General features: G+C 67.1%; 11 protein-coding genes and 2 tRNA genes. 7 read left to right on the forward strand and 6 right to left on the reverse strand.

The annotated features are described in order from the left end of the window. Positions 1-359 precede the first annotated feature (359 nt). The 4 genes from D7T59_RS20565 to D7T59_RS20580 all read left to right on the forward strand — a co-directional run bounded on the left by D7T59_RS20565 (position 360) and on the right by D7T59_RS20580 (position 5,933). A complete protein-coding gene (locus D7T59_RS20565; protein WP_005417149.1) occupies positions 360-575 on the forward strand; it encodes a hypothetical protein in 216 nt (71 codons plus the stop codon). Positions 576-782: 207 nt separating this feature from the next. After that, positions 783-3,170, forward strand: coding sequence for a Tex family protein (locus D7T59_RS20570; RefSeq protein ID WP_180851190.1), 2,388 nt, complete (start codon positions 783-785; stop codon positions 3,168-3,170). Between the two features lie 208 nt (positions 3,171-3,378). Beyond that, entirely contained in the window at positions 3,379-5,568 is a 2,190-nt protein-coding gene (locus D7T59_RS20575) for a PAS domain S-box protein (RefSeq protein WP_180851189.1), read from the forward strand. Between the two features lie 62 nt (positions 5,569-5,630). Beyond that, entirely contained in the window at positions 5,631-5,933 is a 303-nt protein-coding gene (locus tag D7T59_RS20580; protein ID WP_164136439.1) for a hypothetical protein, read from the forward strand. Here D7T59_RS20580 and D7T59_RS20585 read toward each other — a convergent pair. Then, positions 5,875-6,165: a putative quinol monooxygenase gene (locus D7T59_RS20585; RefSeq protein WP_164136440.1), complete on the reverse strand. Its 291-nt coding sequence runs from the start codon at positions 6,163-6,165 to the stop codon at positions 5,875-5,877. The genes D7T59_RS20580 and D7T59_RS20585 overlap by 59 nt on opposite strands. 61 nt (positions 6,166-6,226) lie before the next feature. Beyond that, positions 6,227-7,327, reverse strand: coding sequence for a DUF5694 domain-containing protein (locus D7T59_RS20590; RefSeq protein WP_164136441.1), 1,101 nt, complete (start codon positions 7,325-7,327; stop codon positions 6,227-6,229). A 493-nt stretch (positions 7,328-7,820) separates the two neighbouring features. Here D7T59_RS20590 and D7T59_RS20595 point away from each other — a divergent pair, with 493 nt between their 5' ends. Next, complete coding sequence (locus D7T59_RS20595) at positions 7,821-9,647, forward strand: methyl-accepting chemotaxis protein (protein WP_164136442.1); 1,827 nt, start codon at positions 7,821-7,823, stop codon at positions 9,645-9,647. On the opposite strand, the gene D7T59_RS20600 is transcribed toward D7T59_RS20595, so the two are convergent. Next, on the reverse strand, positions 9,644-11,083 hold the full coding sequence (locus D7T59_RS20600; protein WP_180851188.1) for a GGDEF domain-containing protein: 1,440 nt from the start codon (positions 11,081-11,083) through the stop codon (positions 9,644-9,646). The genes D7T59_RS20595 and D7T59_RS20600 overlap by 4 nt on opposite strands. 200 nt (positions 11,084-11,283) lie before the next feature. After that, positions 11,284-11,369, reverse strand: a tRNA-Leu gene (locus tag D7T59_RS20605). A 132-nt stretch (positions 11,370-11,501) separates the two neighbouring features. Here D7T59_RS20605 and D7T59_RS20610 point away from each other — a divergent pair. Beyond that, a complete protein-coding gene (locus D7T59_RS20610) occupies positions 11,502-11,882 on the forward strand; it encodes a response regulator (RefSeq protein ID WP_180851187.1) in 381 nt (126 codons plus the stop codon). Between the two features lie 10 nt (positions 11,883-11,892). Here the strand turns inward: D7T59_RS20610 and D7T59_RS20615 are convergent, their stop codons facing one another. Beyond that, complete coding sequence (locus D7T59_RS20615) at positions 11,893-12,849, reverse strand: SOS response-associated peptidase family protein (RefSeq protein WP_180851186.1); 957 nt, start codon at positions 12,847-12,849, stop codon at positions 11,893-11,895. Between the two features lie 77 nt (positions 12,850-12,926). On the opposite strand from D7T59_RS20615, the gene D7T59_RS20620 reads away from it, so the two are divergent. Next, positions 12,927-13,343 (forward strand): GNAT family N-acetyltransferase, encoded by a 417-nt coding sequence (locus D7T59_RS20620; RefSeq protein WP_049427453.1) that lies wholly within the window; start codon positions 12,927-12,929, stop codon positions 13,341-13,343. Positions 13,344-13,482: 139 nt separating this feature from the next. On the opposite strand, the gene D7T59_RS20625 is transcribed toward D7T59_RS20620, so the two are convergent. Beyond that, positions 13,483-13,558, reverse strand: a tRNA-Glu gene (locus tag D7T59_RS20625). Position 13,559: the final 1 nt, after the last annotated feature.

Raw genomic sequence — 13,559 nt, forward strand, 5'->3', positions numbered from 1 at the left:
GGGTGGGTAGGCCGGGGTGTCCGCGGCATGGATGCCGCGGCCAAGCCCCCATGGATGGGTTCACGGCGTCCCCGGCCTACCCACCCTCCCGGCCAGCTCACAGGAAACCGGCTTTCCGCGACCAACCAAACCACCCACGAGGGGCTGCGCCGTTGGCGGGAATCCCCGCGGATTCGTTAGCCGGAAGTTAAAGATCCGTAAGCATTCTGCTGCGATCCCGCAGTCATCTGCATGCAACCGATCGTCATTAGCCTTCGTGACGTTCCAGTCAGGTTCGACGCGGTAAGCTCTCCCTCGATGAGCTCGCAGCATCGCTCATCGAGTGCAGTACGCAGTAGCAATTTGGAGGAAGACATCACATGGCAATCGTTCTTTATGTCGGTGGTAGCAAGGATGGCGAGAAGGGCGTGGTGCCCTACGGCTTCAGCAAATCCCGCGCCGACACCGCGCTGGGGCCGGAGTTCTACACGGAGCGGTTCATGGAACTGCAGGGTGTCGGCAAGGTCCGCCTGATGGCCCTGGAAGGCATGCGTGACGACATCGTCATGCAGCGCGCCGCCCGCCACTACCGCTGACCTTCGCAACACGCGGCAGGGCGCGCCCACCATCGCGCGCCCGCGCCGGCATCCCAGCCCCGGGCCAGTCCGAGCCCTCTTTTCGCCAGGATGCCGGCGTCCACTCCGGCCTCGCCGCTGAACCTTGCCCCCTGTCAATGCCTTGTCCGGCTGCGTCGTCGGTTGCCAGAATGGGGTCTTCCCGTAACGCGGCACAGACCTGAAGCAATGCACGACGCCAAGAACGCCCAGAGCGCGCTCGCCCAGCAGATCGCCCAGACCATCGCCGACGAGATCGGTGCCCAGTCCGCCCAGGTGCGCGCCGCCGTCGGCCTGCTTGACGAGGGCGCCAGCGTTCCGTTCATCGCCCGCTACCGCAAGGAAGTGACCGGCGGCCTGGACGACACCCAGCTGCGCAACCTGGAAGTACGCCTGACCTATCTGCGTGAGCTCGAGGAACGCCGCGCCGCGGTGCTGGCCAGCATCGGCGAACAGGGCAAGCTCAGCGACGAACTGCGCAATGACATCCTGGCGGCCGATACCAAGAGCCGCCTGGAAGACCTGTACCTGCCGTACAAGCCCAAGCGCCGCACCCGCGCGCAGATCGCCCGCGAGGCGGGGCTGGAGCCGCTGGCCGATGGCCTGCTGGCCGACCCGACGCAGGACCCGCAGGTCTTCGCCGCCACCTTCGTCGACGCCGACAGGGGGGTGGCCGACACCAAGGCCGCGCTGGAAGGCGCGCGCGCGATCCTGATGGAGCGCTGGGGCGAAGATGCCGCGCTGGTCGGCGAGCTGCGCACCTGGTTGGGCGACACCGGGGTGATCCGTGCCCGTGTGGCCGAGGGCAAGGAAACCGAAGGTGCCAAGTACCGCGATTATTTCGAGCATGCCGAAGCACTGGCGAAGATTCCCTCGCACCGGCTGCTGGCGCTGTTCCGTGCGCGCCGCGAAGAGATCCTGTTCCTGGAGCTGGACCCGGGCAGCGATGCCGAAGCCGGTCACCAGTACGCCGAAGGACGCGTGGCGCGCAGGGCCGGCATTGCCGACCAGGGGCGTGCCGCCGATCGCTGGCTGCTGGACGCCTGCCGCCTGACCTGGCGCGCCAAGCTGCACACCCATCTGCTGCTGGACCTGTTCAACCAGGCCCGCGAAAAGGCTGAGGCTGAGGCCATTGCGGTGTTCGGCGACAACCTGAAGGATCTGTTGCTGGCCGCACCGGCGGGCCCGAAGACCGTGCTCGGGCTGGACCCGGGCATCCGCACCGGCTGCAAGATCGCCGTGGTCGATGCCACCGGCAAGCTGGTCGCCACCGACACCATCTACCCGCACGAGCCGCGCCGCCAGTGGGAGCAGTCGCTGCAGACGATCAAGCAGCTGTGCGCCAGGCACAACGTGGAACTGATCGCGATCGGCAACGGCACCGCCAGCCGCGAAACCGACAAGCTGGCCGGCGAAGCGATCAAGGCGACCGCCAACCCGAAGCTGCAGAAGGTGGTGGTGAGCGAAGCCGGTGCGTCGGTGTATTCGGCGTCGGAGTTCGCGGCCAGGGAATTCCCGGGCCTGGACGTGTCGCTGCGTGGCGCGGTGTCGATCGCCCGCCGCCTGCAGGACCCGCTGGCCGAACTGGTGAAGATCGAACCCAAGGCAATTGGTGTCGGCCAGTACCAGCACGACGTGGACCAGTACCGCCTGGCGCGGGCGCTGGACGCGCGCGTGGAGGACTGCGTGAACGCGGTGGGCGTGTACGTGAACACCGCTTCGGCCGCGCTGCTGTCGCGCGTGTCCGGCCTGTCGGCCACGGTGGCCGAGAACATCGTGCGCCATCGTGACGACAACGGCCCGTTCAAGCGTCGCAAGGACCTGCTGAAGGTCGCGCGCCTGGGCGAGAAGACCTTCGAACAGTGCGCCGGCTTCCTGCGCATCGCCGACGGCGACCAGCCGCTGGACGCCTCGGCCGTGCACCCGGAAGCCTATCCGGTGGTCGAGCGCATCGTGGCCAGCACCGCGCGTCCGATCAAGGCGTTGATCGGCGATGGCAGCTTCCTGCGCGGGCTGAAGGCCGAGCAGTTCACCGATGACACCTTCGGCGTGCCGACCGTGCGCGACATCCTGAAGGAACTGGAGAAGCCGGGTCGCGACCCGCGTCCGGAGTTCAAGGCCGCGCGCTTCGCCGAAGGCGTGGAGGACATCAAGGACCTGCGTGAGGGCATGGTGCTGGAAGGCGTGGTCAGCAACGTGGCGGCCTTCGGTGCCTTCGTCGATATCGGCGTGCACCAGGACGGCCTGATCCACATTTCGGCGCTGTCCGACACCTTCGTGAAGGACCCGCGCGACGTGGTCAAGGCGGGCGACATCGTCAAGGTGAAGGTGCTGGAAGTGGATGTACCGCGCAAGCGCATCGCGCTGACCCGGCGCCTGGACGACACCCCGGGGCAGGCTACCAGCCGCCCGGGCCAGCGCGAGGAGCGCGGGCAGGGCCAGGGGCCGCGCCGCGACGCAAGCGGGCAGAACCGCGGGCCGAACCGGGGCCAGGGCAACAGCGGACGGCCGGCCCCGTCGGCGCCGCCGGCCAACAACGCCCTGGCCGAGGCCTTCGCCCGCGCCAAGCGCAGCTGAGGTTCGTGCCCCCCGTCACGGTTGATCCGCGGCGGGGGACTTGTCGGTTTTCCCCGTGATTGCGCACACTTGCGCTGGAGGGGAGGCGTTCGGCCCCCCCGCTGTCGCTGGGGAGGGCCATGACGCCAGCACGACCCGTCGTCTTCGTTGCACGCTGCAGCGCATTGCTGCGGCCAACGCCTGCCTGCGCGGGCCGGAGGGAACGTTGATGGCGGGCCAGGGCACCAACGGCAACGGGTTGCTGGAGCGTCGCCTGCAGGAGCTGGCCGAGGAGCGTCGGCGGCTGGCGATGATCATCGATGGCACCGCCGCGGGCACCTGGGAATGGAACGTGCAGACCGGCGAGATGCGGGTCAATGCGCGCTGGGCTGAGATTGTCGGTTACCGCCTGGAAGAGCTGGAGCCGATCTGCCAGAAGACCTTCCTGAAGCTGGTCCATCCCGATGACATAGCGCTGTCCGACGCGGCCCTGGACGAGCATTTCGAGGGACGCACCGACAACTACGCGTGCCTGCTGCGGATGCGCCACAAGAACGGCCAGTGGATATGGATCCAGGACCGTGGCCGCGTCTTCGAATGGGACGGGCAGGGCCGACCGCTGTGGATGGCCGGCGCGCATGCCGACGTGACCGAACTGCAGCAGGCCCGCCATGATGCGGCCGAGACCCGTCAACGCCTGCAGGCCGTGGTCGATGCCTCCGATGAAGTGGCGGTGATCGCCACCGATACCGATGGCACCATCACCCTGTTCAATACCGGCGCGCAACGCCTGCTAGGCTACAGCGCGGCCGAGGTGGTCGGCCAGCGCCGGCTGGACGCCTTCCACGATCCGCAGGAACTGAGTGCCTGGCTGCGACCGCTGGCCGATGCCGATGGCCATCTGCCAGGCGTGTTCGAAGCACTCAGTGCGCGTGCCGATGGCCAGACCTATTCGCGGCAATGGACGCTGCTGCGCAAGGACGGCCAGCCACGCCAGGTGCGCCTGTCGATCAGCCGCATGGACGGTGCCGACGGTGCGCGCATCGGCTATGTCGGCATGGCCATCGACATCACCGAGATCCTGCAGGCGCGGGCCGAGGCACGCTTGTCCGCGGAGAAGTTCGCCGGTGCGTTCACCTCGGCTGCGCTGGGCATGGCGCTGGTGTCGCTGGAAGGGCGATGGCTGGACGTCAACGATGCGCTGTGCCGGATCCTCGGCTATCCGCGGGAAGAGCTGCTGCAGGTGGATTTCCAGCGCCTGACCCATCCCGACGACCTGCAGACCGACCTGTCGCTGGTGCAGGACCTTCTGGCTGGGCGGCGCAGCCACTACCACCTGGAGAAACGCTATCTTGATCGCGACGGCAAAGTGATCTGGGCCCGGTTGTCGGTGTCGCTGGTGCGCAGCGAGCATGGCGAACCGGTGCATTTCGTGTCGCAGATCCAGGACATCACCGCCCAGCGCAGCAGCGAGCAGCGGCTGTTCGAGAGCGAGCAGCGCAGCCGCATCACCCTCGACGCAGTGGCCGACCTGGTGCTGAGCGTCAGCCTCGATGGCCGTATCGACTACGCCAATGCCGCCGCGGTACGCACGTTGGCCGGCGATGGCGCGATGTCGCTGGCCGGGCACAAGGTGCAGGATGTGCTGGCGCTGACCACCGAGTACGCGCCGGGGTCGGTGCTGGACGTGTCGGTACTGCTGGATCCGGAAAGCAACGCGGTGGACCTGCATGCCGACCTGCTGCTGCGCCTGGGTACCGCCACGGTGCCGGTGGACCTCACCCGCGCCTGGTTGCGCGATGACGAGGGCCACGTTCGCGGCGCGGTCTGGGTGCTGCGCGACGATACCCAGCAGCGTGCCCGCCAGCGCGAGGCACGTCATCTGGCCGAGATCGATCCGCTGACCGAACTGAGCAACCGCCGTGGCTTCGAGGTGCATCTGCAGCAGGCGATCACCCGCGTTGAGCGTACCGGCCAGGCCGCGTCGCTGATGTACATCGATCTGGACCGGTTCAAGCCGATCAACGATACATGGGGCCATCTGGCTGGCGATGCGGTGCTGTGGGCGGTGGCCAGCGTTCTGCGTCACGGGGTGCGCGATTCGGATGTGGTGGCGCGGCTGGGCGGCGATGAGTTCGCGGTGATCCTGTCCGGCTGCACGCCGCGTCGTGCAGCCCGCATTGGCGGTGAGCTGCTGCACACCCTGGCGTCGCTGTCGATTCCGTGGGACCAGGACCGGTTGCGGGTAGGGGCCAGCATCGGCATCGCGCCGCTGGCCGGCGGGATGAGCGTGGACCAGGCGGTGGCCGCGGCCGATGCCCAGTGTTACCGGGCCAAGGCGATGGGCCGCAACAACGTGCAGGTGCAGGGCGAGGCCAGCGAGTTGCCAGGCGACGACATCGACGCCGCCGAGGGTTGATCTCATTCCGTGAGAGTGCGGGCACGGATACTGCGCCCACCTCCTCTCGTACAGGTGATCCCATGAATGTCTGGAACCCGATGACGGTGCGCACCTTCGCCCCGGCCATGGTCGGTTGGTGCCTGACCCTGGCCGCCTGGCTGCGGCTGGAGGAGGTGCGTGAGGATCGCCTGGCCCAGGCAATGCTGCCGGTGCTGCAGGGAAGCGTGGTGGCGCTGCTGGCCCTGACCCTGGCGTGCACGATGGCAGCCAGCCTGGTGCTGTGGCGGCACCGTCGCCGGGATCACGGTCGCGTTGATGCCGGCACTACAGAGGCGCAGCATCCATCAGCAGGAACCGGCATGGCGCGCGCTGGAAGGCATTGATCTGCGGCACCAGCCGCTGGAAATGCTCGCTGGCGCAGTGGATGTCCAGGGCGTCGCGGTCCGGCCATTGCTCGATGAAGACGAAATGCCCGGGATCCTTCTGGTCCACGAACAGTTCATAGCCAAGGCAGAGCGGCTCGCGCTGCGTGCACGCGACCAGTTCCCGGTACAGCGGAAGCACGGTGTCCACGGCATCGGGATGGATGAAGTCTTCGGCGATGACCTTGAGCATGCAGGCACCTGTGGATGGGGCCCTGCAGGATAGTGCCGGCGGGTGGCCGGCACCCAGCCCGTCAACGCAATACTGCGTCCGCACTGACCAGCTGCACATCGTGCATCTGGTTGAGGTAAGCCTCGTAGTAGCCCTTGTGCGAGGCACCGACAATGGTGAGCATGCGGGTGCCCGGGTGTTGGCCGAGCACGTCACGCATGTTGGCGACCATGCGCAGGTTGCGGGTTTCCCAGTAGCCGAGGTACTTGCGTCCGAAGGCCTCGGGTGACGGCTCGACCAGGGCCGCGCCGAAGTCGCTGTTGTAGACGGTCATCGCCGTGTCCGGGGCGTTGTAGTCGCGATAGAGCGCAAGCAGGCCGTCGGGCTTGGCCAGATTGGCGTGCAGCGGTTCGTCGGCGGCGAACCGCGCCGTGCTTGCCGGATTGTCCCAGGCCGCCTGAAGCGCCGCGCCATAGGCCTTCTCCTGCTCCTTCGGGACAGGCGCGTCGGCGGTGTGGTCATCGACCGACCACAAGCGCTCCAGGCCCAGGCGTGCAGCGAGGACGCCGGCGATCATGCCGGCCTCGCCGCGCCTGGTAATGCGCTTGTCGAGGAACTGCACCAGCTCCGGGGTCAGGCTGTCGGCGGCGCGACGTTCGTCGATGGGCAGGCGCAGCCATTGCACCACCGCCGAACCGTTCTCGCCTGCGGCCAGGAACACGGCCGCAAGGCGGCGGCGCTGGGCCGGCGTCGGGGCTTTCGGCCATTGCGCGAGGAGGCGCTCCATCTCGGCATTGGCGCTGGGAACGTCCAGGCCGGTCGCGGCCTGGGCCGGTGCCGGGTCGATGCAGTAGGTCTCGACACTGTCCGCGTAGCGGGTGGGGTTGCGGCGCATGAAGTCGCACTGCAGGCCGGACAGGTTCTCCACGGCGATGGCATTGGGCTGCCATGCCTGCAGGCGCTCGAGCAGAGGCTCCAGCAACGGCTGCAGAATGTCCGGTGTGAAGGTCTTCGGCAGGCCGGACAGATGCGGGCTGCCCAGCACCAGCACCTCGTTGGTGCGGCCCGCGGGCGGCCCCTTCAGCTGGTCGGGGTGAAAGGCCGGCTGATAGGTGGCATCGGCGGCAAGCACGCCGGTGCTGCACAGGCTGAGGATGACGAAGCTGGTGAGGCGAACGAACATACGATCTCCTTGAAGATGAACATCCTGCGGATCGCTGCATGCTCACCATTTCCGCCCGGCAGGGAACCCCCCGTTGGTCATGCAAACCTTTTTGCCTTGAGTTGCATCCATCTGCCGAGCGATGTCCCTTGGGGGACAGCCTGCAGCACGTGAGCAGGGCGTGAAGTACACGACGATCATCTATCGCCTTCCTGCTGCAATGCACGGAGTTGCGACGGACGTCGCGGAATCCCGCTAAAGCGGCCGACGGCATCGCCGATATCCCCTCTGGATCCCGCTCCAGTCGCCCGCTGCAGGACCCCAGGCTGCCCCCGATGGGCGGCCCGCGCTGTGTGTTCCGCCGCTCCCGGATGCCGATCGCACCCGCACCAGACGTTCTTGCCAGCCGCTCGAGGGGTGCCCGCAGGCACCTGTAGTCCCAAGCAACTGAAGTTGCCGCCGGGCATCCCGCCCGTCGGGTCGCAACCGCTTACCGGACACCGAGGATCAGACAATGCTCATTCCAGGCTTCACGGCGGGCGCGCAGGCGCCGGCCGAGCTGCATACCCGTTGGTCGCCGTGGCGCGCGCTGCTGGGCACGCTGGCCCCGCAGCACCGCACCGGCACTGAACCGGCAGCGACCGACCGTGCCGAACTCGAGGCCCAGGTCGCAGCGCTGCACCGCGTGCAGGCGGTCATCGAGTTCGCGCTCGATGGCACCATCCTGCAGGCCAATGACAACTTCCTGCAGGCGGTGGGCTACCGGCTGGAGGAAATCCAGGGCAAGCACCATTCCCTGTTCGTCGATCCCGAGCATGCGCGCAGCGCCGAGTACCGCGACTTCTGGGCGCGGCTGGGACGTGGCGAGTATGACGCCGGGCAGTACCGCCGGTTCGGCAAAGGCCAGCGCGAGATCTGGATCCAGGCCTCCTACAACCCGGTGCTGGACCGCCAGGGGCGGCCGTACAAAGTGGTCAAGTTCGCCACCGACATTACTGCACAGAAGTTGCAGGCGGCCGATTCGGCCGGGCAGTTGGCGGCGATCGGCAAATCGCAGGCAGTGATCGAATTCAGCATGGACGGGCGCATTCTCTCGGCGAACGAGAACTTCCTCGAAGCCACCGGCTACGGCCTCGATGAGGTGCGTGGACAGCACCACTCGCTGTTCGTCGAGCCAGGCCATCGCAGCAGCGACGAATATCGCCGGTTCTGGGAGAAGCTCGGGCGCGGCGAGTATGATGCCGGGCAGTATCGACGCCTGGGCAAAGGCGGGCGTGAGGTCTGGATCCAGGCCTCCTACAACCCCATCCTCGACCTCAACGGCAAGCCGTTCAAGGTCGTCAAGTACGCAACCGACATCACCGCGCAGGTGCATGAGAATCAAGCCATGCAGCGCGCCGTGGCGCAGACCCGCGAGGTGGTGGCCGCGGCCAAGCAGGGCGACCTGACCCGGCGCGTTGCCACGGCGGACAAGCGGGGTTCCATCGCCGAACTGTGCGAGGGCGTGAATTCTCTGGTCGAGGCGATGGCCGCGATCATCGGCCAGATCAAGTTCGCTGCCGACACCATTGCGGTGGGTGCGACCGAGATCGCGCAGGGCAACAGTGACCTGTCGCAGCGCACCGAGCAGCAGGCCGCCTCGCTGGAGGAAACCGCGGTATCGATGAAGGGGCTGGCCGAGACCGTGCAGCGCACCGCCACCAACGCGCGCCAGGCGAGCCAGCTGGCCGGTGGAGCCGCCGATGTCGCTGCGCGCGGCGGCAGTGTGGTGCACGAAGTGGTCGAGACGATGGCGGTGATCAATGCCTCCTCGCGGCGCATCGTCGATATCATCGGGGTGATCGATGGCATCGCTTTCCAGACCAATATCCTGGCCTTGAACGCAGCGGTGGAAGCCGCGCGCGCGGGCGAGCACGGCCGTGGCTTCGCAGTGGTTGCCACCGAGATCCGCGAGCTGTCCCAGCGTTCGGCCAGTGCCGCCAAGGAGATCAAGCATCTGATCGATGAGTCGGTGGCCAACGTCGGCGCCGGCACCGCCCAGGTGGAAAGTGCGGGCCGCACCATGGACGAGATCGTGACCAACGTCCGCCGGGTCAGTGATCTGATGACCGAGATCAGCACTGCCTCGCAGCAGCAGAGCGACGACATCCAGCAGATGAACCATGCGGTTGACCTGATCGACCAGGGCACGCAGCAGAACGCTGCCCTGGTCGAGGAGGCGTCGGCGGCGGCGCGCAGCATGGAGGAGCAGTCGGCACAGTTGCTGCAGACCGTCGCCGGTTTCCGCGTGCAGGACGGGGCAGGGCATCTGCATGGAGGGGCAACCCTGCGGGTCGTCTAGGCGCGCGGGCCGACAGGTTCGTCAGAGGACTGCAGGGCCGAGGCAAGGTGCACACGATTGCGCCCGGCATGCTTGGCCCGGTACAGGGCCTGGTCGGCACGGCCGACCAGGTCTCCCGGCGCGTACTCGTCGCTGGCGGCCTGCCAGGCCACGCCCACGCTGATGGTCACATGGCCCTCGGCAGCGGGCAGTGCGGCGCTTTCGACCGCAGCACGCAGGCGTTCGCCCAGATGCAGCGCATGCATCGCCTCGGGCGATGGCAGGGCTGCAATGAACTCCTCGCCGCCATAGCGGGCCAGCAGGTCGTCACCGCGCTGCAGGCAGCCGTCGAGGATGCTGGCGACGGCACGCAGGCGCCGATCACCTTCCGGGTGCCCGTAGGTGTCGTTCAGCCGTTTGAAGTGGTCGATGTCGATCATCAGCACCGCCAGGCCCTGGCCCTGGCGGCGCGCGCGGCGGTGGGCTCCACCCAGCGATTCATCGAAACTGCGCCGGTTGCCCAGCCCGGTCAGTGGATCGCGCCGTGCCAGCGTTTCCAGTTCATCGCGCTGGCGCTGGATCTCGATCTGGCTCAGCACGCTGCGCAGGGCGTAACCCAGCATCGCACCGATGAAACCTACCGTGGCCAGGCTTGGCTGCAGGCGCGCGACCAGCAGCGCCACCATCATCAGCAGCAAGGGAAGCATCAGTGGTACGCCGGCATCGACGATGCGCCGCAGGCTGCGGGATACCTCCACTGCCGGGTAGCGTCGGTGGCTGCCGGCCAGGACCGCCAGCAGCACGAACAGCCCGCTGATCAGCAGGTCGCCCCAGCTGCCGTCAGGTGTCTGCGGCTGATAGGTGTTGATGTAGAGCGCCAGCAGGAAGTAGCCCAGCGCGTAGATCGCAAGTGTGCGGAAGAAATCGCGGCGGTCGGGATTGTCCTCGGCCAGGAAACGGATCAGCGCGAAGCAGAACACCAGGCTGTTCTGCACGCTGCTCATGGTGTTCAGGCACTGCGTCCACAGCGCGGTGTTGAGAGGCGCCATGGCCCGCGTATGCAGGTAATACAGCAGCCAGAGCAGGGCAATGATCGCAAGGTCCACCGCACGGATGAAGCGGTTCCCGCCGCCCGGGCTTGCAGCTACGTAGGTCAGGGGGATCCGGTAGAACACGTACAGGATCAGTGTTGAGGCGGTCATCTGCGCAGGGGCGAGGCCGGCCACATTGCGGTACAGCAGGGCAAGCAGGGCCAGTGAGAACAGGCCGACGGCCGCGCCGAGCAGCCGCCACTTGCAGGCCGCCTGGCTGGCACGTGCGCGCCGCACGCAGGCCAGTGCGGCCAGCAGGGGCGCGGTGATCAGCAACAGGTAGGAGCCGACAGGGTCCTGCGGGCCGATCAAGGCAATGACGAGTGCGTGCGTGACCAGAAAAAACAGTGCAGCACGCAGCGTCATGCATTCCCCCGCCCCCGGATCCGGCGGGATCACGATAGGCAGATGTACGTGAGGCTGGCAAGAAAAGTGTGCGCTGCGTCTAGCGACAACGCTGTCGGCGGTCGCAGTTATGCGTCAGTGCAGTGACATCGGCACGGCCACATGGGCATGCATCGCCTGAAAAGCAAAAGGCCAGGTCATGGACCTGGCCTTTGATGCTGTGGTGCCGGTGAAAGGACTCGAACCTTCATGGGGTCACCCCCGGCTGATTTTGAGTCAGCTGCGTATACCATTCCGCCACACCGGCAGGCAGCGTGAGAGTGTAACCGAGGAGGGCAGGCCTTTCATAGGGGCAAGGCAGATCGGGGCGTTTCCTGTCGGCATCGGCTCTGTGATGGCTATACTGCGCCGGCTTGAATGCCTCCAGGAGCCATAGCCGATGACAGTGTTGCAGGACCTGAGGGTGCTGGTGGTCGAGAACGACGAGATGAGCGCGGCCCTGCTGCAGATGCAGCTGGTGCATGCCGGCGCGACCGTGGTCGGGTTGGCGGCGAGCGTGGCTGAAGCATTGCGCATGCTGGAAGACTCGGCCCCGGATGTGGCCCTGCTGGACTATCGCCTGGCCCGCAACGAGACCAGCGAGCCGGTGGCGGCAGCATTGTCGGCGCGTGGCGTACCCTTCGTGCTCGCCACCGGAATGCTGGCTGAGCAGCTGCCCGAGTCGATGCTGGCCGGATTACTGCTGGTCAAGCCGTACCTGTCGGTGGATCTGACTCGGGCGCTGACCCGTGCGGTGGGCCGTTCCAGCGCAACGGCGTGAGAGCGGCGCTTCAGCCGGCCTCCTCGTATACGTAACGGATGTCCTCGCGGTCGTCGAGGATGCGGTACTGGTGTGCCAGGTCATCCGGGTCGGGGTTGAGCCAGGCATCCAGGTGTTCCGGGCGGATCGGCACCACGCCGCGATCATGGCCGGCCGCGGCGACATCGCTGGGCGGCGCATCGGTGATCGTGGCAAATGAGAGCAGGCGTCCCTCCGGGCCTTCCCATTCCGCCCACAAGCAGGCCAGCAGCAGGTCGCGCGGTGGATCGGGACGGAACTCCAGCACCACATCCTGCTCTTTCTCGTCCGTGCCCAGTGTGCGTCCGGCAATCGCGTGCCGGGGCACGTGCTCATAGAACGCGCTGACCACCACGACACCGTGGCGAAGGCCGAACGCGCCTCGCCAATAGCCTTCCAGGCTGTCACGTCGTGCGTTGTAGGTGCCGGGGTAGAGCACGTCGTTGCGTGCCGGCTTGTCGGGCAGCCGGCACTGGTAGCGCATCGGCTTGATCACCCGGCGGCCGTTCTCGCTGACCATCACCGGCGCGTAGGTGCCGGGGAAAATGCGGTTGTCGCGCGGCAGTAGTTGGACCCGGTGCAGGTCTTCCAGCCGGGCCTGGGCGCGCTCGATGCGGTTGCCGGCCACGCGCAGGTCGTTGCGCGCCTTCTGGGTGGGGCGGGTGGCGAGCGTTGCATGGGCAATATCGCGGCGCTCGCGTTGACGGGCCAGCTCCGCCTCCAGATCCCGGCGTTCCAGTGCATGCCAGTGCTGGATCTTCGCGACGATGTCGCGGCCCTGTCCGGTGCGTGCGCCTGCAAAACCGTCGTCCATGGCCTTGGGGGTTTTCGGCCGCTTCTTGCCGGGGTCGTGCGCGTACAGTTCGGCGAACTCCTCCAGCGACAGGATGGCACCGAACTCGCGCACCAGCGTGGCGTAGTCGGCGCGGATCAGGGCGGAATAGCACATGGGAACTCAGCAGGCCTGGGTCGCAGTCGCTGCGACGTGGATGCGGCAGGATAGCCCGACCTACAGGGAGATACCGCATGAATGATTCCGTCAGCTGCCAGTTCCGCGAGGCTGTCCCCACGGTTGAAGACTACTGCCGGCTGCGTGTACTGGCCGGCCTCAGTGCCAAGAGCCAGGAGGCGGCGACGCGCGCGCTGCCCAACACCCTGTATGGCGTGTGTGCCTACCAGGGCAACGAGCTGGTAGCGATGGGCCGCATCGTCGGCGATGGTGGGTGCCACCTGCAGGTCTGCGATATCGCGGTGCTGCCGCGCCTGCAGGGGCAGGGCCTGGGCAAGGAAGTGATGCGGCGCCTGGATGGCTGGATGCAGGCGAACCTGCCGCCATCGGCATACGTCAGCCTGCTGGCCGATGGTGAGGCGCACCGGTTGTACGCGCAGTTTGGTTTTGCGCCGACAGCACCGGCGTCGATCGGGATGTATCGCCGGTTCTGAGGTGCGGCGCAGGTGAAGCCATCCATGCATGGCGTGGATCTACGCGGGCCCTGCGGTAGATCCACGCCATGCGTGGACAGGACCTTCCGGGAATCGCAGGCAAAGAAAAACCCCGGCCGAAGCCAGGGTTTTCAAGAATTGGCGTCCCCACGGGGATTCGAACCCCGGTCGCCACCGTGAAAGGGTGATGTCCTAGGCCTCTAGACGATGGGGACG

The organism is Stenotrophomonas maltophilia, assembly GCF_013464915.1.
GTDB classification, from domain to species: domain Bacteria; phylum Pseudomonadota; class Gammaproteobacteria; order Xanthomonadales; family Xanthomonadaceae; genus Stenotrophomonas; species Stenotrophomonas maltophilia_AT.